We start from the raw sequence: 24,247 nt of genomic DNA, 5'->3' as shown, positions 1-24,247 counted from the left end.
TGCAAGCAATTGCCCGCTAAGCGTTGCAATCAGGCAACTTGCGCCTTCTTCCAACTCGCCGGCGTAATGCCGACATGCTTGCGGAACACACGGGTAAAATGCGCCTGATCGGCAAAGCCAGTTTCGGCGGCGATTGCGGTCAACGCATTTTCGCTTTCGACAAGCAGCCGCTTGGCCCTATCGAGCCGGGCATTGGTCTGCCATTGATGCGGGGCGATGCCGGTCGAGGCCTTGAAGGCATGGCTGAAGTGCGATTGCGACAGGCCGGTGAGGCCGGCGAGTTCCTCGAGGCGGATATTGCGCAAGCAGTTTTCCTCGATGAATTCGGTGGCGCGGCGAAGCTGCCAGGAGGCCAACTTGCTGCGTTTGCGCGGCATCGCCTTGACAATCTTCAGGACATCGATGATCAGCGCCAATGCCAGGCCGTCGCCATAGAGATCGTGCAGCGGCTCCGGATTGAGGCATTCGGCGGCGACCAGCTGTGCCAGCGACAGCACCCGCTCATCGGAAAACAGAAGCTGCGGACTTTCCAGACGGCGCGGATCGATATCCTCCATTAGCCTGCGGCTGATGGTGTCGGCGTCGAAATGGAGATCGAGATGGCGCACCGAATGCACGTCGGTCAGATCGGCCCAGACTTCCATGCCGGCCGGTACATAGGAGATCGGCCGTTTTTCCGTATCCTGAATTGAACCCTGCGCCTTCGGCGAGAGCCTGATACGCGAATTGCCCGGTCCCCGCTTGTCGAGCATGATGAACAGCCGCGGGTCGCGCGAGACATAATAGCCGCCGGCATAGGAGGCGCATTCCACATCCCAGACATCGGCGACGATGCCGTTCCACAGCCGGCGATGCACACCGCCGATGACGGAGAAGCCCTGGATCTTGTTCTGCATCCGCGGTTGAAACGTCATTTCCACTTCCGCCTCCGGCCATGCGCCGGAGTTAAACTTTCAAATAATACTCAAGTTTATTACCGCAGGCGGAAGCGGATGGCAATTCCCAATCCGGCACCAGATCGGCCCGAATCCGGGGAAAGCGGCGTCAAATCGAATCCTTCGACACAGAGAAGCTGAGGTGGGCATTGCCGAGCATGATGTCTATCTCGCCGGGTTCGGTCAGTTCGATCGCGCCGCTCAACGTGCCCGTCGTGATCAGCGCACCGGCCATTAGCGATGTCTCGGGGCGCACGCCGTCATTGGCATAATCGACGAGCCAGGTGAGAACGTCGCCTTTCGGATGCTGCGCCGGACCATCATAGATCGTGCGGCCGGCATGGGTGACCTTGAGCGGTGTGCCGGCGGCAGTATCGACGACGCTTTTGTCGACCTCCGGGCCGAGCACGTAGCCGCTGTTGCCGAGCCGGTCGGCGACGAACAGCAGAAACGAAACGCTGCCGCTTTCCTTCACGGCGCTGACCAGCAGCTCGGCGCCGAGATAAACAGCGGAAATCGCCTCGACCACCTCGGCGCGGCTGTAGGGAACACCCGCGCGGACCGGCAGGTCGCCGCCGAGACGGACGGCGATCTCGGTCTCGAATTTCAGGCCCGGATACCAGGGAATGTCAGCGCCCGAGACGGCTTTGGCATAGGGATACAACGGAGCGGTGACCGCCTGGCCCTGCGGCGAGACCGTGACTTTCCAGGCATTACTCGAAATATGGTCTGCAGCAGTGAGCAAATTCTGCGCCTCCATCGCCTGATGGAGATCGGCGGGCAGCGCGAAAGTGTCCGTTGCCTCCTGCCGGCCGGCCTTTCGCAGGCTGTGAAGCCTGGCTGCAAGGGTGCGCGGATCGAATCTCTCTGTCATGCTATCTCCTCGACATGATTTTCGAGGTGCCACACTAACGAGAAGGCAGGGACGAACAAGGTCGCTTTTGGAAAGACTCCTATTCCATCGCCGCGTACCAGCGGGTGCGATAGGCGGCCAGCCCCGGGATATCGGTCGGCGGAATATGCGTTTCGGCGCCCGATACCGGCCGGATGCCGGTGAGAAGGGCCGCCCCCTGGCTGGTGCCGGTCGAGCCCGGAAGGGCCATGACTTCGCGGCCGGTCAGGGCGGCCAGCAGCTTGAGATAGGTCCCATTCAGCGCAAAGGGCCCTTCGACGATAATTGCCCCCTTGGCGCTGACCAGTCCGAGGCAGGCATCGGTCATCAAGGCGAGATAGAGACGGGCAGCGGCAGAGCGCTCCTCGCGGCTTGCCTCTTCGGCGCCGATCCAGCGGCTTGCCTTTCCCGGAAAAGGCCCGGAACCGGAGGCGATATTCGGCAGCAGCATCATGCCCTTGCCGATGACGGGACCGATTGCCGCCTGAGCGGCTTTTTCGTCGGCAAGGCCGATCTCGGCCGACAGGATCTCGAATTCCCGGCCGCCCATGAAACGGGAAGAGGGGACGGCCCGGCCATAGGCATCGACATTGGCGAGCGTATCGCGGCTCGGATCGAGATGATCGAGATCGCCGCCGACGCCGAAATTGATGACCCATGTGCCGGTGGAGACGACGGCGAAGGGTGCTTCCCGATGGACCAGATGCGGCAGCAGCGAGGCATTGGAATCGTGAATGCCGCAATAGACCGGCACGGGTGCGGCGAGGCCGAGCTCCGTGGCGATATCCGGCAGGACCGGGCCAAGCGCATCGAAAGCGGAACGGATCGGCGCCATGAGGTCGCGAATGCCAAGCCTGTCGACGAGCGAGGAATAGTGGCCCTCCCTCGGGTTCCAGAGGTCTGTATGGCAGCCGAGCGAGGTCAGCTCATTGGCGGTGACGCCGGTCAGCCGCGCCGTCCAATATTGCGCATAGGTGAGGATGGTCGCCACCTCGGCGAATTCCTCGGCAAACGCGGTCTTCTGGTAGTGCAGCTGCGCACCGACATTGAGACCCATCGCGAGGCGCGGTGAGAAGGTTTCGTCGAAGGAGGGGCGCAGCCCCGTATAGGCGTCGCGGATTTCCTGCGGATATTCGTGTTCATAGTCGATCACCGGCATGGCAAGCACACCGTCTCGGCCAAGGAGTGCTGCGGAAGCGCCATGGGTGGTGATCGAAATGGCGTCGAAGCCGGGCTCGCGCGCAAGGCTCTTCAGCGCATCGAGCGCAAAGGACCAGAGAGCCTCTACGTCGTAATGCGGATAGGGACCGGATTTGATCGCGATGTTCGGCCGTTTCAGGACGGCGATCTCGGCGCCCGTCTCGCTGTCGAGCACGACGACCTTGGCATTGGTCTTGCCGATGTCGAGGACGGCGATGCGGCGATAGGAGGTGGCGTTCATGGCATATGGAAGACGGTGACCAGGTCGCTCTGGACCGGCGAATTATCGGGATTGGTCGCCATGATATCGGCCATGTGAGCCCACCATTTTTTCATGACCGGATGGTCCGGCAGGCTCGCCATCGTGTGGTCGGTAGGCCGCGTCAGCACGCCGAACAACGTGTTGGTCTCACGGTCGAGATGAATGGAATAGTCGCTGGCGCCTGACTTGTGCAGGAGATCGACCAGTTCCGGCCAGATCTCGTCATGCCGCCTGCGGTATTCGGTTTCCATGCCGGGATTGAGCTGCATTTTGAAGGCGTGTTTTTCTAAAGTCATCGGGAGCTCATGACCTTGATGCGGCGGGCGATGATCGGGATGGCGATGGTGATGATCAGAAGCAGGCCGATGAAGATCGACATGACGATGCCGGGCACGTTCAGCAGGCCGAGGCCGAAGGTGACGAGGCCCATGACGAAGGCGGCGATGACGACGCCGACGATCGTGCCGGAGCCGCCGAGGATCGAGATGCCGCCGAGCACGACCATGGTGACGACCTCGAGTTCCCAGCCCTGGGCGATCGACGGCCGGGTCGAGCCGAGGCGTGAGGTCAGGCAGACGGCGGCAACGCCGCTCATGACGCCGGTCAGCAGGAAGAGGATGAATTTGACGCGCTCGACCGGGATGCCGGAGAAGCGGGCCGCGAAGTCATTGTTGCCGATCGCATAGACCTGCCGGCCAAAATTCGTCGCATGCAGCAGCACGGCGAAGAGGATCGCCAGCACGATGAAGAGCACGAATTCGAAGGAGAACACCCAGACGACATAACCCTGGCCGAAATAGGCGAAATCAGCCGGGTATTTGCCATAGGCCTGGTCGCCGAGCACGATATAGGAAATGCCGCGGAAAAGGCTCATCGTGCCGATGGTGACGACGATCGACGGCAATTTCAGCACCGAGACCAGCACGCCGTTGAAGATGCCGCAGGCAAGGCCGGTGCCGATGCCGATCGCGACCAGGCCCGGTGTGCCGATGCCGGCCTGCGCAGCCGCGCCCATCGCCGTCGAGGCGAGCGCGATGATCGCAGCGACCGAGAGGTCGATCTCACCCGATATGACGAGCAGCGCCATGGCGAAGGCGATCATAGCCTTTTCGGTGAAATTGAAAGTGGCGTCCGAGAGGTTCCAGGCGTCGAGGAAATAGGGCGAGGCGAGCGAATTGAAGATGAAGATCAGCACGGCGACGGCAAAAAGCAGCACTTCCCAGCTCGCGAGGATGCGGCGGAAGGGCGTGCCGAGGCGGTCGGGGATGATCCGCTTTTCGTGTGTGGACACGGTGCTCATGCTGCGGCCTCCGCTCTGATCTCGGCTGCGGCGCGGTCGCGCAGGATGATGCGGCCGCGGTTGCGCTCGCGCCTGGCATTGAAGGCGACGGCGAGAATGATGACGGTTCCGGAGATCGCCATCTGTGTGAAGGGTGAAATGCCGATCACCGGCAATGCATTCTTGATGACGCCGAGGAAGAGCGCGCCGAGCACGGTGCCGGCGACCGAGCCGACGCCGCCGGCAATCGAGATGCCGCCGATAACGCAGGCCGCGACGCTGTCGAGCTCGAAGCCGTTGGCGATATCGACATAGGCAACAGCATAACGCGACACCCAGAGATAGCTCGCAAGGCCGGCGAGCGCACCCGACAGAACGAAGGCCAGGAATTTCGTCCAGCCCGTATCGATGCCGGCATAGACGGCCGCAGTCGGATTGCCGCCGGTCGCATAGGCCGAGCGGCCGAACTGGGTGTATCGGAGCAGGACATACATCAGAAGCACGATGACGATGCCGACCCAGCCGAGAACGGGCAGGCCGAGGATCGGCGTGCGCGGCACCGACAGAAAGACCGGCGTCATCTGGTGGGCGTTGACCCACGCTCCGCCCGAGAGCACGAAGGCCATGCCGCGATAGATGGTGAGCGTGCCGAGCGTGACGACGATCGGCGGGATTTCGAGCGCCCAGACCAGGAAGCCGTTGATGGCGCCGAGGCAGGCGCCGATGACGATCGCGGCAAGGATCAGCACGACGAGCGGCAGGTCGGGATAGGCGGCATTCATCATCGCGATCGCCATGCCGGTGAAGGCGAGGTTGGCGGCGACCGACAGGTCGATCGATTTCGTCAGGATAACCGTCATCTGCGCGAGCGCCAGGATGATCAGGATGGAGGTATCGTTGAAAATGCCGGCGAGATTCTCCGGCGTTGCGAAATCGGTAGCGCGTGTCGAAAAGATCGCGATCATCACCACGATGATGAGGAACAGCAGGGTTTCGCGTTTTCTGATCAGTCTTGCCATGCTCTTACCTTATGCATTGCGGGCCTCATGCATTGCCGGTGGCGGCGCGCACCAGCGCTTCCGGCGACAGCTCGGCGCGGTCGAAAATTCCGGCGGCGAGACCTTCCTTCATCACCAGGACGCGGTCCGACATGCCGATGATCTCGGGCAGTTCGGACGAGACCATGATGATCGACAGGCCCTCGGCGGCGAGTTCGCTGATGAAGCCGTGTACGGCTGCCTTCGAACCGATGTCGATGCCCTTTGTGGGTTCATCGAGGATGATGACCTTCGGCGCCGTCGCCAGCCATTTGCCGATGACGACCTTCTGCTGGTTGCCGCCGGAGAGCGTGCCGACCGGGACGGAAAGGGCCGCGGCGCGTAAGTCCAGCCGCTCGGCATATTTGCGGGCGAGCGCGAATTCTTCTGCCGCCCTGAGGAAGCCCCGGCGCGAGGTGCGGGCGAGCGAGGGCAGCGTCATGTTCTGGAAGATCGGCATCGGCAGCGCCAGCCCGTGGCGGCCGCGTTCCTCCGGCACATAGACGATGCCGGCGCGGATCGCATCCTGCGGCGAATGGATGATGATTTCGCTGCCTTCGAGCATCATGGTGCCCGAGAGCGGCCTGGTAATGCCGAAGAGCGATTGGGACAGTTCCGAACGCCCGGCGCCGATCAGGCCGTAAATGCCGAGAATCTCGCCCTGGCGGAGCGTGAAGGAGATGTCGCGGAATTCGGTGCGATGGCTGTAATTGCGGATCTCGAGAACCGGGCCGCCGATGACGACATCGACCTTCGGAAAGGCATTCTCGACGTCGCGGCCGACCATCATGCGGACGATCTCGTCCTGCGGCGTTTCCTTGAGCCGGCCCTGGCCGACAGCGCGGCCGTCGCGGAAGACGACGAAATCGTCGGCGATCTCGTACACTTCGTCGAACTTGTGGCTGATGAAGAGGATCGCCTTGCCTTTTTCCTTCAGGCCACGGACGATGCGGAAGAGATCGTCGATCTCCTTGCGGGAAAGGGCTGCCGTCGGTTCGTCCATGATGACGATGCGGGCCTCGATCGACAGCGCGCGCGCAATCGCCACCAGATGGCGCTGCGCGATCGAGAGGTCCTTCAGCCGGATCGTCGGATCGATATTGCTTTCGAGCGCGGTCAGCAGCGCCTTCGCGCGGCTGTTCATCGCCTGCCAGTCGATGGTGCGCAAACGTGTGCGCGGCGCATGGCCGAGGAAAATGTTTTCGGCAACCGTCAGCTCGTCGAACAGCACGGTTTCCTGATGGATGGCGGTGACGCCGGCGTCGATTGCGGCCTGGGCGCTGGCAAAGGTCACCGGCTGGCCGTCGACCAGGATCTCGCCTTCGTTCGGCCTGTAGATGCCGGTCAGGATCTTGACGAGCGTCGATTTGCCGGCGCCGTTTTCGCCAATCAGCGCGGTGACCGTGCCGGGATGCAGCGCGATGCTGACATTGTCGAGCGCCTTCACGCCCGGGAAGATCTGGGAGATGCCGCGCATTTCCAGAATGGCGGGCGCATCACCGGTTTTGCTGTCCGTGGCGGTTTGTTGAAAGGCGGCGTTCATCAAGCTTCTACCAGTGTCGAATGAGAAATCCCGGCGGCCATCGGGCCGCCGGGCTTTTATGGGTCGGCTCCGGATCAGAAGACCTTGGAGAACTGGTCGATATTCGAAGCATTGTAGACGAAGGGATCGGCCATGGCGGCTTCACCGTTGTCGCCGACCTTGATCTTGCCCATGCGGCCGGCTTCGATCTCGCTGCCCGGCTTGCCGTCGGTCTCGCCCTTGACGAGGCGATAGGCGATCTGCGTTGCGGAGTAGCCGAGATCGATCGGGTTCCAGATGGCGAATTCCTTCGTGGCGCCCGACTTGATCGCGCCGGCCATTTCGGACGGCAGGCCGAGACCGGTGACGTAGACCTTGCCGACCAGGCCCTTGTCTTCGACGACCTTCGATGCGGCGAGAACGCCGACCGTCGTCGGAGCGACGATGACCTTGATGTTCGGGTTTGCCTTCAAGAGGCCCTCGGCTTCACGATAGGACTTGTCCGAGAGGTCGTCGCCATAGACCGTGGTGACGAGGTTGAGACCCGGGAAATCCTTGAGCTGCTTCTTCATCTGGTCGATCCAGATGTTCTGGTTGGTCGAGGTGGTCGTTGCCGACAGGATGGCGAAGTCACCCTTGCCGCCGTCGAGATGGTCCTTGACGAGCGTCAGGCACATCTTGCCGATCAGCTCGTTGGACGACGGGTTGAGCTGAAGGATACGACCTTCAGGTGCGACGCCGGAATCCCAGGAGATGACCTTGATGCCGCGCTGCGTAGCCTTCTTCAGCGCCGGAACGAGCGCGTCGGGATCGTTGGCCGAAACGGCGATGGCGCTGACGCCCTGGGCGATCAGCGAATTGATGACTTCGATCTGGCCTTCGGCCGTCGTCGTCGTCGGACCGGTATAGATGACCTCGACGCCGCCGAGTTCCTTGGCGGCTTCCTGTGCGCCCTTGTTGGCGGCATCGAAGAAGCCGTTGCCGAGCGACTTGACGACGAGACCGATCTTGATGTCGGCAGCACTTGCCGTGCCGGCCATCATGGCGACGGCAAATGCCACGCCGATTGCAAGTTTCTTTGCGAGTTTCATGCTTTCATCCTCCCACTTGATTGACACTCTTCACACCTGGCCGGCGCCTTATGCGACCGACGAGGAATCCTCCTTGATTGCCTGGGTGACCGGGCTCGCGACGATGAGCCTGATGCCGGCATTCTCGATCATCCTGACGGCTTCCTCTGGAATGCCGTCATCGGTGATGATTGTAGACACACGATCGAGCGGGCACAGAATGAGGCTCGACCGGCGATGGAACTTGCTGGAATCGGCCATGACGACCAGTTCGTCGGCCTGATGCATCAGCTTCTGCTCGCTCTGGATGATCAGCGCGTCGGCTTCCATGATGCCGAGCGGGCCGACGCCCTGCGCGCCGATGAAGAAGCGGCGAGCGTAGAAATTGCGGATCGCGTCATTGTCGAAGGGGGAGAGGATCAGGCTCTGCTCGCGATAGATCGCGCCGCCCGGCACCGTTACCGTGTTCTTCGAATGCTTGACCAGATGTTCGGCGATGGCGAAGGAATTGGTCATCACCTGCAGGCGGTGCGCCGCCATGAAATGCACCATCTGGAAGGTGGTCGTGCCACCGTTGATGATGATCGCATCGCCAGGATCGCAAAGCTCGACCGCCTGGCGGGCGATTGCGCGTTTCTTGTCGATGTTGACCGATTCCGAAACGCGGAAAGGGCGCCCGGCGAGATTGCCGAGCTGCGGCGGATGCACGGCCTCGGCGCCGCCGCGCACACGGCGGATCTTGCCCTGAACATGAAGAGCCGCGATGTCGCGCCGGATCGTCGCCTCGGAAGCCTCGGTCAGTTCGGAAATATCCTGAACCGTCACGACGGACTTTTCCTGAACGGCGCTCAGAATGATGCGATGGCGTTCGCGTTCGTGCATGGGGCTCCTCCTTCGATCGTTTATTTCGCACATATGACAATGTGTCAATCAAAAACGATCATAAATTTTCATATTGCGCTGCACAATAATCGAATTTGATCGTTTTCGATTGACAACCTCCGTTTTGATGAGCGATACCGTCAGCGAAAAGCGGCGCGAACTTTGCGTCTCGATGAAGATTTCATATGGGAGGATGACATGGCGGCGAACGTCCGGCTTCTGGAAAACCGGTGGGATGATGCTTACGCGGCAGGCCTCGATGAGCCTGGCAAGCTGCTCTATCGTTCCAACCTGCTCGGCGCCGACAAGCGCATCACCAATTATGGCGGCGGCAACACCTCGGCGAAGGTGCTGGAAACCGATCCGCTGACCGGCGGCAAGGTGAAGGTACTCTGGGTCAAGGGCTCGGGCGGCGACGTCGGCACGATCAAGCTCGACGGTTTCGCGACACTCTACCAGGACAAGCTGGAGTCGCTGAAGGGCATCTACAAGGGTGTCGAGGACGAGGACCGCATGGTCGGCTTCCTGCCGCACTGCACCTTCAACCTGAATGCCCGCGCTGCCTCGATCGACACGCCGCTGCATGGTTTCGTGCCTTTCACTCATGTCGACCATATGCATCCCGACGCGATCATCGCGATTGCCGCGTCGAAGAATTCGAAGGAATTGAAGCAGCAGATCTTCGGCGACGAGATCGGCTGGCTGCCCTGGCGCCGTCCCGGCTTCCAGCTCGGCCTCGACCTCGGCGCTTTCGTTGCCGCAAACCCGAATGCCAAGGGCGTCGTGCTCGAGAGTCACGGCCTCTTCACCTGGGCGAACGATGCCAAGGCCTGCTACGAACTGACGCTCGATATCATCAACAAGGCAATCGTCTGGTTTGTCGAAAAGACCGAAGGCAAGACCATTTTCGGCGGCGCGATCACTGAGAGCCTGGCCGTTGCCGAACGCCGCGCCATCGCCGCCCGGCTGATGCCGGAGATCCGCGGTCGAATCGGCAAGCAGGAGCGCAAGCTCGGGCATTTCGACGATCAGGACGCCGTGCTCGAATTCGTCAATTCCAGCGATCTGCGCCCGCTCGGCGCGCTCGGCACCAGCTGCCCTGACCACTTCCTGCGCACCAAGATCCGCCCGCTGATCGTCGATTTCGACCCGGCGAAGCCGGATGTCGACGCGATCGTCGCTGGTCTCGACAAGGCGCTGGAAGACTACCGCGCCGACTACGCCCGCTATTATAACGACTGCAAGCACGACAATTCGCCCGCCATGCGCGACGCCAATCCGGTCATCTTCCTCGTGCCCGGCGTCGGCATGCTGTCCTTTGCCCGCGACAAGGCGACGGCTCGCATTGCCAGCGAATTCTACGTCAACGCCATCAACGTCATGCGCGGCGCCTCGACGGTCTCGCAATATCAGGGCCTGCCGGAGCAGGAAGCCTTCGACATCGAATACTGGCTGCTCGAAGAAGCCAAGCTGCAGCGCATGCCGAAGCCGAAGAGCCTTGCCGGCCGCGTCGCCTTCGTCACCGGCGGCGCCGGCGGTATCGGCCGGGCGACCGCCGCACGCCTCGTCGGCGAAGGGGCCTGCGTGGTGCTTGCCGATATCGACCAGGCAGCGCTCGAGGGCACTGAAGCCGATTTCGTCAAGAAGTTCGGCGCCGACGCCGTGCGCAGCGTCCGGCTCGACGTCACCAAGGAAGATGCGGTGATCGCCTCCTTCGCGGAAACCTGCGTCGAATTCGGCGGCATCGATATCCTCGTCTCGAATGCCGGCATTGCCTCCTCCGCGCCGATCGAATTGACCGAACTGGCGACGTGGAACCGCAATATCGATATTCTCGCCACCGGCTATTTCCTCGTCTCGCGTGAAGCCTTCCGCCTGTTTCGCCGTCAGGCACTCGGCGGCAACGTCATCTTCGTCGCTTCGAAAAACGGTCTTGCCGCCTCACCGAACGCGTCGGCCTATTGCACCGCAAAGGCTGCCGAAATCCATCTCGCCCGCTGCCTGGCGCTGGAAGGCGCGGATGCCGGCATCCGCGTCAACACCGTCAACCCGGATGCCGTCCTGCGCGGTTCGAAGATCTGGAGCGGCGAATGGCGCGAGCAGCGCGCTGCCTCGTCGAAGATCGAGGTGGACGACCTCGAGGAACATTACCGCAAGCGTTCGATGCTGAAACTCAACGTGTTTCCGGAAGATATCGCCGAGGCGATCTATTTCCTCGCATCGGACCTTTCGGCAAAATCGACCGGCAACATCATCAACGTCGATGCCGGCAACGTGCAGAGTTTTACGCGCTAGAGCAATTCCAGCAACAGTGTGCAGCGGTTTTGCGTCCGGAACGCGTAAAGCAAACGGATAGAGCTATTTCCGGAGGATCACCCATATTGCGTGGATGATCCCCGGCAGATAGCCGCAGAGTGTCAGCAATATATTGAGCCAAAAATGCAGGCCGATCCCGACCTGCAAGAATACGCCAAGGGGCGGCAGGATGATCGCAAGAAGAATGCGGACAACGTCCATCGTAGCTCCTTCGTTGAAGACATTTAAGCGTTTGAACGCGAACCGTGCCCTATGGTTCGCGACCAGGGAGGAATAGATGACAGATTCCAGGATTGCGCCAGATCTGGTCGCGACGGATAACGACACGCGGGCAACCGCGCTGAAAGCCGATTACGAGGCACTGGGCGCGACGCTTGCCCGTCGCGGCGTCGATATCGAGGCGGTCACCCGGAAGGTTGCGGAATTCTTCGTTGCCGTTCCCTCCTGGGGTGTGGGCACCGGCGGCACGCGTTTTGCCCGTTTCCCCGGTACCGGCGAGCCGCGCGGCATCTTCGACAAGCTCGACGATTGCGCTGTCATCAATCAGCTGACGCAGGCGACCCCGAACGTCTCACTGCATATTCCCTGGGACAAGGCGGATGCTAGCGAATTGAAGGCCAAGGGCGAGGCGCTCGGCCTCGGCTTCGATGCGATGAATTCGAACACCTTTTCCGATGCGCCCGGCCAGGCCCATTCCTACAAATACGGCTCGCTCAGCCACACCGATGCGGCAACAAGGGCACAGGCAGTCGAGCACAATCTCGAATGCATCGAAATCGGCAAGGCGCTCGGCTCCAAGACGCTGACAGTCTGGATCGGCGACGGTTCGAACTTCCCCGGCCAGAGCCATTTCACCAAGGCTTTCGAGCGTTACCTTGCCTCGATGGCGGACATCTACAAGGCGCTGCCCGACGACTGGAAGCTGTTCTCCGAGCACAAGATGTACGAGCCGGCCTTCTATTCCACCATCGTGCAGGATTGGGGCACCAACTACCTGATCGCTCAGACGCTCGGCCCCAAGGCCTATTGCCTCGTCGATCTCGGCCACCATGCGCCGAACACCAACATCGAGATGATCGTGGCCCGGCTGATCCAGTTCGGCAAGCTCGGCGGCTTCCACTTCAACGATTCGAAGTATGGTGATGACGATCTCGACGCTGGCGCGATCGATCCCTACCGGCTGTTCCTCGTCTTCAACGAACTGGTGGACGCCGAGCAGCGCGGCGTCAACGATTTCAATCCGGCCCACATGATCGACCAGTCGCACAATGTCACCGACCCGATCGAAAGCCTGATCAACAGCGCCAACGAAATCCGCCGCGCCTATGCGCAGGCGCTGCTCGTCGACCGCCGGGCGCTCGCGGGCTATCAGGACGACAATGACGCGCTGATGGCGTCGGAAACGCTGAAGCGCGCCTATCGCGCCGATGTCGAGCCGATCCTGGCCGAGGCCCGCCGCCGCGCCGGCGGCGCGATCGACCCGATCGCTGTCTTCCGCGCCAGCGGTTATCGCAAGATGGTAGCGGCCGAACGCCCTGCCTCCGCTGCCGGCGGCGGCGGCATCATCTGAACACCCGATTGTTTCGCATGGCCTGAAGCCATGCTGATTAGGGATGGTGGTTGCCGGCAGCGCAGGGGTGACGCGCTGCCGGCAACTTCGCCGTTTACGGCTTCCAGGCCCCGGCGATCTGGCGGGTGGCGATGTTCAGCCGGTTCCAGACATTGATGTTGGCAATGGCGATGACGAGTGCTGCAAGGCTCCTGCCGTCATAATGCCGGGTCGCTTCGTCCCAGACATCATCCGGCACAGGGTCGGCGCGGTCGCTGACGCGGGTCACCGCCTCGGTCAGCGCAAGGGCTGCCCGCTCGGCATCGCTGAAATAGGGCGAGTCGCGCCAGGCGCCGATGGCGAAGAGCCGTTCGTCGGTTTCACCGAGCTTCTTTGCGATGCGGGGATGCCCGTCGACACAGACGCTGCAGCCGTTGATCTGGCTGGCGCGCAGGTTGACGAGTTCGAGCAGCTTGGGCGAAAGGCCGGTTTCGGCCGGCATCTTGCTGAGAGCCGCCAGCGCCTGCATGGCTGCGGGAAGGACGAGGGCGGGATTTCCCATTCTCTCCTGCATGATAAGTCTCCTCTACAGGTTTACTGTTTGACGATCCGCCGGCGCTGTCACATCGGCCGGGGTTCATTCGTCATGGCCTTGACGGGATGCAGCGGAGGAATGTGACAAATGGACGAGAAAAAATGGCTGACCGAAGAGTTCGAGGCGAACAGAGCGCATCTGAGGGCCGCAGCCTATCGCATGCTCGGCTCGGGCAGCGAGGCGGAGGATGCCGTTCAGGAGGCCTGGCTGCGGCTTAGCCGCACCGATACGACAGGGGTCGGCAATCTCGGCGGCTGGCTGACGACGGTGGTGGCGCGCATCTGCCTCGACATGCTGCGTGCCCGCAAGACCCGGCGCGAGGAGCCGCTGGAGGCGCCTGTTCACGCTGGGATCGCCGATCCGGCGAACGATCCCGAGCGCGAAGCCGCCTTTGCCGATTCGGTCGGGCTGGCGCTGCTCGTCGTGCTGCAGACGCTGGCGCCCGCCGAACGTGTCGCCTTCGTGCTGCACGACATGTTCGACCTGCCCTTCGACGAGATTGCGCCGATCATCGGCCGTTCGTCCGCCGCGACCCGCCAGCTCGCAAGCCGCGCCCGCCGCCGAGTGCAGGGGGTGGACGAAGCGCCGGATGTCGATTTCGGCCGTAAACGGACGATCGCCGAGGCCTTTCTGACGGCGTCGCGCAATGGCGATCTGGAGGGATTGATCGCGGTGCTTGCCCCTGACGTCGTCTTCCGGCCGGATGCGACGGCCGCCCGCTTCGGCACCATTGGCGAAATGCGCGGCGCAGCTCACGTGGCCGAAGCCTTCAAGGGGCGGGCGCAGGCGGCAGAAATCGCCATCGTCGACGGTGAGCTTGGATTCGTCGTGGAGATCAAGGGCCAGCTCCGCGTCGTTGTGGCGCTGACGATCGCTGATGGCAGGATCGCCGCGATCGACGCCATCGCCGATCCGGATCACCTGGAACAGCTCGATTATTCGATCCTTCGGAATTGAAAACACACGCGAATTTGCCGGACCTTCGATATAGGCGTGCTTTAGAAGGAGCGCCCCGCTGACATTTCCTGAGCGGTGTCGCCCGCGTCATTTTTCTTGACAGCAGCATCCTCGGCTTTATTCTATTATAAAGATTTATATAACATAACTATGGAATTTTGACCGAGGAGCGATCCCGGTCCGAGACTTCGAAAGGAATGCATTCATGTCCGGCGACCAGGCGAAGAAGCCGCTTCTTCTCACCAATGTCAAACCGATCGCTTTCGGCTCTGACGCAGCAGAGGGGGCGATCGACATTCTCGTCAATGCCGATGGGAGGATCGCCGAGATCGGTTCTTCGCTTTCCGTCTCGCAGGATGTGACGCGCATCGACGGCAAGGGGGCCTTCATTTCGCCGGGCTGGGTCGATCTGCACGTGCATATCTGGCACGGCGGCACCGATATTTCCATCCGCCCGTCCGAATGCGGCGTCGAGCGCGGCGTCACCACGCTGGTCGATGCCGGCTCGGCCGGTGAGGCGAATTTCCATGGCTTTCGGGAATATATCATCGAACCGTCGCGCGAGCGCATTAAGGCTTTCCTGAACCTCGGCTCGATCGGCCTTGTCGCCTGCAACCGCGTCGCCGAACTCAGAGATATAAGAGATATCGATCTCGACCGCATCCTCGAAGTCTATGCCGAAAACAGCGAGCACATCGTCGGCATCAAGGTGCGCGCCAGCCATGTCATCACCGGGTCCTGGGGCGTCACCCCGGTCAAGCTCGGCAAGAAGATCGCCAAGATCTTGAAAGTGCCGATGATGGTGCATGTCGGCGAGCCGCCGGCGCTCTATGACGAAGTGCTAGAGATCCTCGGCCCCGGCGACGTCGTCACGCATTGCTTCAACGGCAAGGCCGGGTCGAGCATCATGGAAGACGAGGATCTCTTCAATCTCGCCGAGCGTTGCGCTTCCGAAGGCATCCGTCTCGACATCGGCCATGGCGGCGCCTCCTTCTCCTTCAAGGTCGCCGAGGCGGCGATCGCCCGCGGGCTTCTGCCGTTCTCGATTTCGACCGATCTGCACGGCCATTCGATGAACTTCCCGGTCTGGGATCTGGCGACGACGATGTCTAAACTCCTCAGCGTCGGCATGCCTTTCGACAAGGTGGTGGAAGCCGTCACCCATGCGCCGGCATCCGTCATCAAGCTGTCGATGGAGAACGGCCTAGCGGTCGGCTCGCAAGCGGAATTCACTATTTTCGATCTGGTCGATTCCGATATCGAGGCGACGGATTCCAACGGCGACGTTTCGGTCCTCAATAAGCTGTTCGAGCCGCGCTATGCGGTAATGGGCGCCGATGCTTTCGCTGCCAGCCGCTATGTGCCGCGGGCGCGCAAGCTGGTGCGCCACAGCCACGGCTATTCCTACAGGTAGGATCCGCGGGCCGGGCGCAATGCTCAGCGGTTGCGCCAGCCCATCAGCTTTTCGATCCGTTCCGCTGAACTGCGCACATGCGCCGTATAGTGGTTCTCGTCGGAAAACGCCTTCTGTTCCGGCAGCACGATGGAAATGGTGGCGACGCACTGGCCATCGCGATCGCATATCGGCGAGGCGATGCAGGCAACCGCATAATCCGATTCCCCTGCCTGGATCGACAGGCGCGACTCGAAGGCCTTGCCGGCGGCTTCCGACAGCGTGCCCGGATCGATCTCGGCGCGGCCGGTCGGTGAAGAGCGGGCGCAGCGCTTGAACAGTTCGATGCGCTCCTCCTCGGCCAGGTGGCCGACGAGCAGGCGGCCGGAGGCCGTCCAGTTCAGTGGGACCCTTGTGCCGACGCGGGATGCCACCTGAAAATGGCTCGGGCCGTCGGCCATGGCCAACACCAGCATATAGTCGCCGTCGCGGCCGCAGACCTGCACGGTTTCGCCGGCCTGGCGGCAGAGATCGTGCATTTCGTGGGTGGCGATGCTCATGAAATCCAGCGACCTGGCATAGGCAAGGCCGTAATGGTAGAGCCGCGCGCCGAGCCAGATCGAGCCGTCCGCCTGGCGTGTCAACATGTTCTTCTCGACGAGATCGTCGACGATGACGTAAACGGTCGACAGCGGCGCCTTCACCGCCTTTGCGATGGCATAGACGCCGGCGGGCGATCCGGTTTCATAAAGATGATCAATCACCTGAAGCGCCCGGTCGATGCCGCTGACGCGCGCGCGGCGCGCACCCTTGCCACCGATCTCGCCGGTAACGCCCTCATCTTCGGAGTAAACTGCGGCTGATGTCTTTCCGTCCAATTCCACGCACCTCATGAAAACGCGATTATGTTACATTACTATGGCATAGCTGTCGCTGTGGCAAATGGCAACATTTCGCGGGTTGCTAGTCGGATTGAGCCGACCAGATGAAGCTCTGTTTTCAATATCACCGGAAATTTAGGATGTGGCGACGACCGCGAGCGTGCTCAGCGCGCGCGGTTGCTCGAGTAGTCATTCCGCGGCGAGACTTGGAACAACAAGCATCAGCCCGAGTTTGACCCCCTGAACCCAGGAGGTCACCATGCCAAATTATCCCACACCGCCTTTCCCATCCCAGAAACAGCCGATGCCAGGTTTTACCGCGCAGATGGACCCTGTCCCCGACCACGGCGAAAAGAGCTATCGCGGTTCCGAGCGGCTGAAGGGCAAGCGGGCGATCATCACCGGCGGCGATAGCGGCATTGGACGGGCTGTGGCAATCGCCTATGCCAGGGAAGGTGCCGATCTGGTGCTCTCCTATCTCGACGAGGATGAGGATGCCGACGAGACGAAACGGCTGGTCGAGCAGGCCGGCCGCAAGGCTATCCTCGTCAGCGGCGACATCCAGGATCCGGCCCACTGCCGGCAGATCGTCGAGACGGCGGTCAAGGAGCTCGGTGGTATCGACATTCTCGTCAACAACGCCGCACATCAGGCGAGCTTCAAGAGCATTGACGAGATCAGCGATGAAGAGTGGGAACTGACCTTCAAGGTCAATATCCATTCGATGTTCTACCTGACCAAGGCAGCCGTCGCCCATATGAAACCCGGCAGCGCCATCATCAACACCGCCTCGATCAATTCGGACAGTCCAAACCCCACGCTGCTTGCCTATGCGACGACCAAGGGCGCGATCCAGAATTTCACCGCTGGCCTTGCGCAGCTTCTGGCCGAGAAAGGCATTCGCGCCAATGCGGTGGCGCCCGGGCCAATCTGGACACCGCTCATCCCTTCGACACTGCCTGAAGAAAGCGTCAGCAATTTCGGCAAGCAGGTGCCGATGAAACGGCCGGGACAGCCGGCCGAGCTTGCGACAGCCTACGTGATGCTGGCCGATCCCTTGTCGAGCTATGTCTCCGGCACGACAATCGCGGTTACCGGCGGCAAACCTATTCTCTAAAGCGCGTCGCGATCGTTCGACCCCTTGCGCTTAAGTCTTTGTTTGACGCTTGCCGTTGTCGCAAAACCGCTGCACACTTTTGCGCGACATGCTTTAAAGCGGCAAGGGCCGCCGTCTGGTTTTGACGGCAGCCCTTGACGGGGGCAGGGAGAGATCCCCAAGCTGTTCAGGTGGCTTCTTCAGCCGAAGCAGGGCACTGCCGGCAGATTGGCGCGGCTTGCGAGTGCTCCGATCATATTGCCCACCGATTTCGAGCGCGGTTCGCGCTTGCGGGCGGCCGTCTCCAGGAGTTGCTTGAAGTCTTCAAGCTTTACGCCGTCGGCGCGCAACACCATGGCGATCAGGGGGTCGCGAAGGGCTTCGGATATCGTCAGGTCATCTCTGGTCTTTGTCATGGTTGTCCTCCTTTCGTGGGCGGTGGCCCGTGTTCCACTTTCCGCTGCCATGCCCTCGGCATTGACTTTCGCGTTTCGTGGTGTTACCGGTAAGTAACAATGCATTTGTTACCGATCGGTCACATTGATGTCAAGGACTACGTCCGCAAAAAAATCAGAAACTTCGAATGAAATCTCCGCAGCCGTTCCAGAAGATCGCATCCCGCCGCGGGAGCGTATCGTCTCGACCGCCTCGGAGCTTTTCCGCGAGCGCGGCATTCGCGGCATCGGCGTCGATGCCATTGCCGATGCGGCTCTGACCAACAAGATGACGCTCTACCGGCATTTCGGCTCGAAGGACGAACTCGTCTGCGAAACGCTTCGCCGCGCCTCCGAAAAGGCGGGTGCCATCTGGCGCGATCTGGAGACGGCCTATCCCGGCAATCCGCGCGCCCAGCTGGACGCCTGGGTGGAGCTGCGGGCGCAATGTCTGAACGGCGAGCCCGCCGGCTGCGATCTCGCCAATGCCGCCATCGAGCTGAAGGGCGAGGGCCATCCAGCCCACGAAATGATCGAGCGGCACAAGGCCGAACAGCGTGATCGCCTGGCCGCGCTCTGTTCGGCGGCCGGCGCGCGCGAACCCCAGCTTCTTGCCGATACATTGACGCTGCTGCTCGAGGGCGCACGTGTCAGCCGTCAGGCCATGGGCGCTGCCGGCTGCTGCGGTCATTTCGCCAAGGCCTGCCACGCGGCGATCGCTTCTTTCGCCTGACCACCGCAAGTGTGTGGGAGGGGAACCTTACCGCTTCCATGCCGTTTTCACACTAACCCGAGGGCAATGTGGAGGCAGGGAGATGAACTACGTCTATCTCAAACGCCTATATGCCAAGCGCGCCGAGCTCGAAGCCAAGCTGGAGCTCCATGATGCGCGCTATTGTTTCGGCGAGGAAGAAGTCGATGACGGCACCGACAGCGATCTGCGTCAGCGGCTGAGCGAAATTTCCGAGGAAATTGCCACGCTGGAGAGCAGGCCGGGCCGATAACTATTTAATTTGCAACAGATTTTAAGCCGACCGGCATAAAGTCAGTCTGTGCTGGCGCTAAGGATTTCCATCGTCCGTTCGTCGAATATTCCCTGATAGAAATGCTCGATCACCCTGTGGAAGGGCGAACCATGGTCGCTGATCGCGGCAAACAAGGTCATCGACGAGCGCAGCTTGAGGTCGTCGGGTGAACCCAGGATTTCGTGCGCCGATCGGCCGTCCACCGACAGGATCGCCTCGACGCAACGCAGCAGCCGGCTTGAGAGAATGGGATCGGCGAGATAGGCGGCGGCTTCCTCGGCCGAGCGGATCGCATATTTTTCGGCCATCGCGGACGTACCGAGACCGGCGATCTGCGGGAAGATGAACCACATCCAGTGGGACGTCTTGCGTCCGGCCTTCAGCTCTAAGAGCGCCCGCTCGTAGACGCCGTTCTGGGCGTCGATGAAGCGGTGAAGCTTGTAGTCGATGTCGCCGGCCATGGTCCTTTTCCCTTTTCCTGCTGTCGATGCAGCCTGGGCAAAGGTTTCCACGCCCGGCAATATGTTTTGCTATCAGCAAACCCTCTCAGCGTAGGGGCTGCTATCGCGGCAATGGCCGTAGGCCGGATGCGGCGGCATGTTATCGCCGGCCGGGGCGGCAATGGCCGATGTTGTCATCGGGTCCGTATTGCCGGAAGAATATGCGGCAAAACCCGCAAAGCTCAAGAGAACCAGCGCTCCGACCACGACAATGCGCTCGAAGGCCGAAAGTTTCTGGGCGCTGACATGATCTACATAATCGCGCTCGCCTAAACCGGCGGTTTCGTCCTCTTTTACATGGAGGGTCACCATATCCTGGCGACGGCTTAAAGTTTCACAATCTGTCATTTTAATTACTCCTGCAACACATGCGCAGCCGAGTTCTCAGAGCAAACTCTCACCCTCATGCCGAACCGGCTTCGCATGCGGGCAGCATGTGTGTCTTCGATCGTGGCAATTGAAGGGGCGATATCCAAACTCAGTGTTCAAGAAATCGTACCAATAAATGCAAAATATCGTGAAGCTCTGGTTCACCGGAATGATCCGGGGTAGTCCAGAGAGGAACATCTCTCTTCTGGACAGTCCCATGAGCAAATCCTTCGGCGCGATGTCGGTCGCGCAGCTTTCCGTCCTCATTCAAGGTGGCGCGGCCGATCCGGTCGAAGTGGCCGAGGCGGTCTTCGATTCCATCGCGAATTATGCCGACAAGGCGGTCTTCACCACATTGCTCGAAAGCCGGGCGATGGAGGAGGCGCGCGCCTCCTCGAGACGTCTGCGGGAAGGGCGCTCGCTTGGATTGCTGGACGGCATTCCGATTGCCTGGAAGGATCTCTTCGACATTGAAGGCTTGCCGACGACAGCGGGTTCCGTCGTTCTGGCAGAGGATATGCCGGCCAAGCGCGACGCGGCTGTCGTAGCTTTGCTCAGGCAGGCGGGCATGGTCGCCGTCGGACGCACCAATATGAGCGAATTCGCCTTTTCCGGCCTCGGCATCAATCCGCATTACGGCACGCCGGTAAATCCGCGAAGCCTCGATCTCCCGCGCATTCCGGGCGGCTCATCCTCCGGCGCCGGTGTCGCCGTCGCGGCCGGACTGGTGCCGGTCGCCATGGGCACCGATACCGGCGGCTCGGTGCGGATTCCCGCCGCCTTCAACGGCATCGTCGGCTACAAGGCAACGCGCGGCCGCCACGCAATGGCAGGCGTCTATCCGCTGGCAAAGAGCCTGGATTCGCTGGGGCCGCTCTGCCGCAGTGTCAGGGACGCGGTCTGGATCGACGCGGCAATGCGCGGCCTGACGGCGCCCGATGTCGTTGCGCATCCCCTGCAAGGGCTGGAACTCATCGTACCTGAAAATATCGTCTTCGATGGCGCTGAAGTCGGTGTCGTCGCCGCGTTCGAGGCGGCTTTGGGACGTCTTCAAAAGGCCGGCGCCAAGGTTGCCCGCACCATCATTCCCGCCTTCAACGAAATATTCGATCTGATGACGAGATATGGTCCGCTGGTGACGGCGGAGGCTTTCGCACTTCATCAGGAACGCTTGGCCGGACCGGACGCGGACAGGATGGACCACCGCGTCGTCATGCGCACCCGTCTCGGAAGCAAGACGACGCTGCCGGATTACCTAGCGATCCTCGAGGCGCGCAGCCGCCTGATCGCCGATGTCGAGCGCCTCGTCGGCGACCGGCTGCTCGCCTTTCCCACTGTTGCCCATGTCGCTCCGCCGATCGGGCCGCTGGCGCAGGATGACGAGCTGTTCTTCGCGACGAACAACAAGACCTTGCGCAACACCGCGCTCGGCAATTTCCTCGACTGGTGCGGCGTTTCCATTCCCTGCGGCACGGGTGTATCAGGCATGCCTGTTGGACTGCTGCTTTCGGCCACTGCCCATCGCGATGAGGCGCTGCTGGGGATCGCCCTTGCGGCCGAGGCGGTCATCCGCGACAATTTTGCCTGAATTGGCAATTGAACCGCCGGGATTTAGTTGCCATTGATGGCATGAGGAGATCCCGGAGGAAAGCACGTGCAGGTTTTGCAAAACGGACGTTTCGCGGTTTCGACATGGTCGCTGCATCGGCTGCTCGGCGCCGTTCATGCCTATAGTCCCGATCCCGAGAAAAGTGCAGCGGCGAAGGAACCCTATGGCCCCGGCGCCGCGGCGCTGATCGACGTGCCGGCGGCGCTCTCGGCACGCGGCGTCAACCGGCTGGAGGTCTGTTCCTTCCATCTGCCGAGCCTCGACGCCGCCTATATAAGCGAATTGCGCGATGCGATGGCGGCCTCGAACGTACTGTTCCAGACGCTACTCGTCGAGGACGGTGATCCGAGTCATCCGGAGACGGCCGAACGCGACGTTGAATGGATGGCGGAGTGGATCGACATCGCCGCAACCCTTGGGGCTGAGAGGATGCGCGTCATTGCCGGCAAGCAGAAGCCGACGGAGGAAAACCTTACCCGCGCCGCGCGCCATCTGAGTTGGCTGGCCGGAAAGGCCGAAGGCAGCGGCGTGCGTGTTGTCGTCGAGAACTGGTTCGACCTGCTGCCATCGCCCGTCGAAATGAACTGGCTGCTGGACCGGCTGGACGGCAAGGTCGGTCTCAACGGCGACCTCGGCAACTGGGCGGCGCCAGCGAAATACGAGGGCCTTGCCGATATCATGGGCCGGGCGGAAATCTGCCATGCCAAAGCCGATTATGGCACTGCCGGCCTCGATGCCGAGGATTACCGCACGTGCCTGGAGATGTGCGAGAGAGCCGGTTACGACGGTCCCTTCACGCTGATCTACGACTCGCCCTTCTTCCCTGACGAATGGGACGGCATCCTGCTGCAGAAGGCGTTCATCGAGGATTTCCTGCGCGAGGCGCCGGCGCGCAAGACGGCTTAAATCAGCAGCGCTTCTTGCTCATTCCTGGCGCGGGAACCTTTGGTTTTCCTCCAGCACGTTCAGATCCATGTGGTTGCGCATATAGCGCTCCGAGGCTTTCTGCAGCGGCTGGTAGTCCCATGGATAATAGGCCCCATTGCGCAGCGCCGCATAGACCACCCAGCGGCGCGCCTGGCTCTCGCGTACGGCTGCGTCGAAATCGGAAAGGTTCCAGCGCCGGCCGGCCTGTTCGGCAAGCCTTGCCAAGATCTCGGCATGCGCCGGGTCGGCCGCCAGATTGTCGAGCTCCTGTGGATCGGCCTCGAGATTAAACAGCATCGGCGGGTCCTTCTCGCAGAGCGAGAGTTTGTATTGGCCATCCCGAATGCAGACGAGCGGCGCTTCGGAACCCTCTGCGGCATATTCCATCGGCACCGGGCTGCGGCTGCCGGTGCCTTCGGCAAGCGCTGCCAGATCTTCGCCCTCGGTCCACGGCTTCAGCGAGGCGATATCGATCCCGGCAAGACCCGCCAGCGTCGGCGTCACGTCGAGCGTGGAGACAGGCTGATCGATCCGTCTGGGCTTCCAGCCGGGTGCTGCGATCATCAGCGGAACGCGGGCCGATCCTTCGAAGAAGTTCATCTTGAACCAGAGACCGCGGTCGCCGAGCATGTCGCCATGGTCGGAGGCAAAGAGGATGATCGTGTTTTCAGCCATGCGGGTCCGTTCGAGGACGCCGAGAATGTCACCGATCTTCTCGTCGACATAGGAAATATTGGCGAAATAGCCCCGCCTTGCCCGCCTGATCTGCTCATCGCTGATGTCGAAGCCGGCGTGATCGCAGGCTTTCATCAAACGTTGTGAGTGCGGGTCCTGCCGCTCGAAGGCAATCGGCGCAACCGCAGGGTCCAGTGCCGGGCAATCCTCATAGAGGTCCCAGAATTTGCGGCGCGCGACATAGGGGTCGTGCGGGTGGGTGAAGCTGACGGTCAGGCACCAGGGGCGCTCGTCATGACCGCGCGAGAGATCGAACAGTTTGCGGCCGGCGTGGTAGGCGACCTCGTCGTCATATTCCATCTGGTTGGTGATCTCGGCAATACCGGCGCCGGTGACCGAACCCAGATTGTGATACCACCAGTCTATGCGTTCGCCCGGCTTGCTATAGTCAGGCGTCCAGCCGAAATCGGCCGGGTAGATATCCGTCGTCAGGCGTTCCTCGAAGCCATGCAACTGGTCAGGGCCGACGAAATGCATCTTGCCGGAAAGTGCTGTCTGGTATCCTGCAGCGCGCAGATGATGCGCATAGGTCGGAATGTCCGAGGCAAATTCCGCCGCATTGTCATAGACGCGGGTTCGACTCGGCAATTGTCCGGACATGAAGGAGGCCCGCGCCGGTGCGCAGAGCGGGCTTGCCGTATAGGCGTTGGTGAAGCGCACGGAACGCTCTGCCAGTGATTTCAGATGCGGCGCATGCAGAAAATCGGCAGGGCCATCGGGAAAGAAAGTGCCATTCAACTGGTCGACCATCAGGATGAGGATATTCGGACGCACCATGCGAA

General features: G+C 61.5%; 25 protein-coding genes. 9 read left to right on the top strand and 16 right to left on the bottom strand.

Translation table 11 applies throughout. The features are described from left to right. Positions 1 to 29: 29 nt before the first annotated feature. The 9 genes from G9X64_RS07735 to G9X64_RS07695 all read right to left on the bottom strand — a co-directional run bounded on the left by G9X64_RS07735 (position 30) and on the right by G9X64_RS07695 (position 9,079). Positions 30 to 914: a helix-turn-helix domain-containing protein gene (locus G9X64_RS07735; RefSeq protein ID WP_171376305.1), complete on the bottom strand. Its 885-nt coding sequence runs from the start codon at positions 912 to 914 to the stop codon at positions 30 to 32. A 130-nt stretch (positions 915 to 1,044) separates the two neighbouring features. After that, on the bottom strand, positions 1,045 to 1,809 hold the full coding sequence (locus G9X64_RS07730) for a fumarylacetoacetate hydrolase family protein (RefSeq protein ID WP_171376304.1): 765 nt from the start codon (positions 1,807 to 1,809) through the stop codon (positions 1,045 to 1,047). Positions 1,810 to 1,888: 79 nt separating this feature from the next. Continuing rightward, positions 1,889 to 3,268 (bottom strand): FGGY-family carbohydrate kinase, encoded by a 1,380-nt coding sequence (locus G9X64_RS07725; RefSeq protein WP_171376303.1) that lies wholly within the window; start codon positions 3,266 to 3,268, stop codon positions 1,889 to 1,891. Further along, entirely contained in the window at positions 3,265 to 3,585 is a 321-nt protein-coding gene (gene rhaM, locus G9X64_RS07720) for an L-rhamnose mutarotase (protein ID WP_171376302.1), read from the bottom strand. Before rhaM ends, G9X64_RS07725 begins: the two co-directional genes overlap by 4 nt. Beyond that, a complete protein-coding gene (locus tag G9X64_RS07715; RefSeq protein WP_171376301.1) occupies positions 3,582 to 4,589 on the bottom strand; it encodes an ABC transporter permease in 1,008 nt (335 codons plus the stop codon). The genes rhaM and G9X64_RS07715 overlap by 4 nt, the downstream gene beginning before the upstream one ends. Continuing rightward, positions 4,586 to 5,587 (bottom strand): ABC transporter permease, encoded by a 1,002-nt coding sequence (locus G9X64_RS07710; protein WP_171376300.1) that lies wholly within the window; start codon positions 5,585 to 5,587, stop codon positions 4,586 to 4,588. Before G9X64_RS07710 ends, G9X64_RS07715 begins: the two co-directional genes overlap by 4 nt. Positions 5,588 to 5,612: 25 nt before the next feature. Next, positions 5,613 to 7,148 (bottom strand): sugar ABC transporter ATP-binding protein, encoded by a 1,536-nt coding sequence (locus G9X64_RS07705; RefSeq protein ID WP_171376299.1) that lies wholly within the window; start codon positions 7,146 to 7,148, stop codon positions 5,613 to 5,615. 74 nt (positions 7,149 to 7,222) lie between these two features. Next, complete coding sequence (gene rhaS, locus G9X64_RS07700; RefSeq protein ID WP_018497178.1) at positions 7,223 to 8,218, bottom strand: rhamnose ABC transporter substrate-binding protein; 996 nt, start codon at positions 8,216 to 8,218, stop codon at positions 7,223 to 7,225. Positions 8,219 to 8,266: 48 nt separating this feature from the next. Beyond that, positions 8,267 to 9,079, bottom strand: coding sequence for a DeoR/GlpR family DNA-binding transcription regulator (locus G9X64_RS07695; protein ID WP_171376298.1), 813 nt, complete (start codon positions 9,077 to 9,079; stop codon positions 8,267 to 8,269). 198 nt (positions 9,080 to 9,277) lie between these two features. Here G9X64_RS07695 and G9X64_RS07690 point away from each other — a divergent pair, with 198 nt between their 5' ends. After that, complete coding sequence (locus tag G9X64_RS07690; protein WP_171376297.1) at positions 9,278 to 11,374, top strand: bifunctional rhamnulose-1-phosphate aldolase/short-chain dehydrogenase; 2,097 nt, start codon at positions 9,278 to 9,280, stop codon at positions 11,372 to 11,374. 63 nt (positions 11,375 to 11,437) lie between these two features. Here the strand turns inward: G9X64_RS07690 and G9X64_RS07685 are convergent, their stop codons facing one another. After that, positions 11,438 to 11,596 (bottom strand): YqaE/Pmp3 family membrane protein, encoded by a 159-nt coding sequence (locus tag G9X64_RS07685; protein WP_017958027.1) that lies wholly within the window; start codon positions 11,594 to 11,596, stop codon positions 11,438 to 11,440. A 76-nt stretch (positions 11,597 to 11,672) separates the two neighbouring features. Here G9X64_RS07685 and rhaI point away from each other — a divergent pair, with 76 nt between their 5' ends. Further along, complete coding sequence (gene rhaI, locus G9X64_RS07680) at positions 11,673 to 12,965, top strand: L-rhamnose catabolism isomerase (protein ID WP_171376296.1); 1,293 nt, start codon at positions 11,673 to 11,675, stop codon at positions 12,963 to 12,965. 94 nt (positions 12,966 to 13,059) lie between these two features. Here the strand turns inward: rhaI and G9X64_RS07675 are convergent, their stop codons facing one another. After that, entirely contained in the window at positions 13,060 to 13,518 is a 459-nt protein-coding gene (locus tag G9X64_RS07675; protein ID WP_171376295.1) for a carboxymuconolactone decarboxylase family protein, read from the bottom strand. A 108-nt stretch (positions 13,519 to 13,626) separates the two neighbouring features. On the opposite strand from G9X64_RS07675, the gene G9X64_RS07670 reads away from it, so the two are divergent. Together G9X64_RS07670 and G9X64_RS07665 are read left to right on the top strand one after the other, a co-directional pair. Continuing rightward, positions 13,627 to 14,496 (top strand): sigma-70 family RNA polymerase sigma factor, encoded by an 870-nt coding sequence (locus tag G9X64_RS07670; protein ID WP_168312213.1) that lies wholly within the window; start codon positions 13,627 to 13,629, stop codon positions 14,494 to 14,496. Between the two features lie 205 nt (positions 14,497 to 14,701). Beyond that, entirely contained in the window at positions 14,702 to 15,910 is a 1,209-nt protein-coding gene (locus G9X64_RS07665) for an amidohydrolase/deacetylase family metallohydrolase (RefSeq protein ID WP_168312214.1), read from the top strand. Positions 15,911 to 15,933: 23 nt separating this feature from the next. On the opposite strand, the gene G9X64_RS07660 is transcribed toward G9X64_RS07665, so the two are convergent. After that, positions 15,934 to 16,782, bottom strand: coding sequence for an IclR family transcriptional regulator (locus tag G9X64_RS07660; protein WP_168312215.1), 849 nt, complete (start codon positions 16,780 to 16,782; stop codon positions 15,934 to 15,936). Positions 16,783 to 17,029: 247 nt separating this feature from the next. Between G9X64_RS07660 and G9X64_RS07655 the strand changes: the two genes are divergently transcribed. Next, positions 17,030 to 17,887, top strand: coding sequence for an SDR family oxidoreductase (locus G9X64_RS07655; RefSeq protein ID WP_129419120.1), 858 nt, complete (start codon positions 17,030 to 17,032; stop codon positions 17,885 to 17,887). A gap of 179 nt (positions 17,888 to 18,066) precedes the next feature. Here G9X64_RS07655 and G9X64_RS07650 read toward each other — a convergent pair whose 3' ends face one another. Further along, the gene (locus tag G9X64_RS07650) at positions 18,067 to 18,282 is read right to left on the bottom strand and encodes a hypothetical protein (RefSeq protein ID WP_168315086.1); all 216 of its coding nucleotides are present in this window, start codon (positions 18,280 to 18,282) and stop codon (positions 18,067 to 18,069) included. Between the two features lie 127 nt (positions 18,283 to 18,409). Here G9X64_RS07650 and G9X64_RS07645 point away from each other — a divergent pair, with 127 nt between their 5' ends. Both G9X64_RS07645 and G9X64_RS07640 read left to right on the top strand, forming a co-directional pair. After that, complete coding sequence (locus G9X64_RS07645) at positions 18,410 to 19,033, top strand: TetR/AcrR family transcriptional regulator (protein WP_168315087.1); 624 nt, start codon at positions 18,410 to 18,412, stop codon at positions 19,031 to 19,033. An 82-nt stretch (positions 19,034 to 19,115) separates the two neighbouring features. Next, on the top strand, positions 19,116 to 19,304 hold the full coding sequence (locus tag G9X64_RS07640; protein WP_003547852.1) for a hypothetical protein: 189 nt from the start codon (positions 19,116 to 19,118) through the stop codon (positions 19,302 to 19,304). A 41-nt stretch (positions 19,305 to 19,345) separates the two neighbouring features. On the opposite strand, the gene G9X64_RS07635 is transcribed toward G9X64_RS07640, so the two are convergent. Together G9X64_RS07635 and G9X64_RS07630 are read right to left on the bottom strand one after the other, a co-directional pair. Further along, entirely contained in the window at positions 19,346 to 19,786 is a 441-nt protein-coding gene (locus tag G9X64_RS07635) for a DUF1810 domain-containing protein (RefSeq protein ID WP_168312218.1), read from the bottom strand. Positions 19,787 to 19,858: 72 nt separating this feature from the next. Further along, a complete protein-coding gene (locus tag G9X64_RS07630; RefSeq protein WP_062940326.1) occupies positions 19,859 to 20,137 on the bottom strand; it encodes a hypothetical protein in 279 nt (92 codons plus the stop codon). A 274-nt stretch (positions 20,138 to 20,411) separates the two neighbouring features. Here G9X64_RS07630 and G9X64_RS07625 point away from each other — a divergent pair, with 274 nt between their 5' ends. Together G9X64_RS07625 and G9X64_RS07620 are read left to right on the top strand one after the other, a co-directional pair. After that, positions 20,412 to 21,782 carry an amidase gene (locus tag G9X64_RS07625; RefSeq protein WP_168315088.1) on the top strand — a complete coding sequence of 457 codons (1,371 nt, stop codon included), beginning with the start codon at positions 20,412 to 20,414 and terminating at the stop codon, positions 21,780 to 21,782. Positions 21,783 to 21,848: 66 nt separating this feature from the next. Further along, entirely contained in the window at positions 21,849 to 22,709 is an 861-nt protein-coding gene (locus G9X64_RS07620; protein ID WP_168312220.1) for a TIM barrel protein, read from the top strand. 18 nt (positions 22,710 to 22,727) lie between these two features. Here G9X64_RS07620 and betC read toward each other — a convergent pair whose 3' ends face one another. Continuing rightward, positions 22,728 to 24,242, bottom strand: a complete 1,515-nt coding sequence (gene betC / locus G9X64_RS07615; RefSeq protein WP_171376294.1) for a choline-sulfatase — start codon at positions 24,240 to 24,242, stop codon at positions 22,728 to 22,730. Positions 24,243 to 24,247: the final 5 nt, after the last annotated feature.

Source organism: Rhizobium sophorae (genome assembly GCF_013087515.1).
Classification (GTDB): Bacteria; Pseudomonadota; Alphaproteobacteria; order Rhizobiales; family Rhizobiaceae; genus Rhizobium; species Rhizobium sophorae.
Note: the sequence above shows the minus strand (reverse complement) of the source record. Positions and strands in the feature narration are given on the sequence as shown.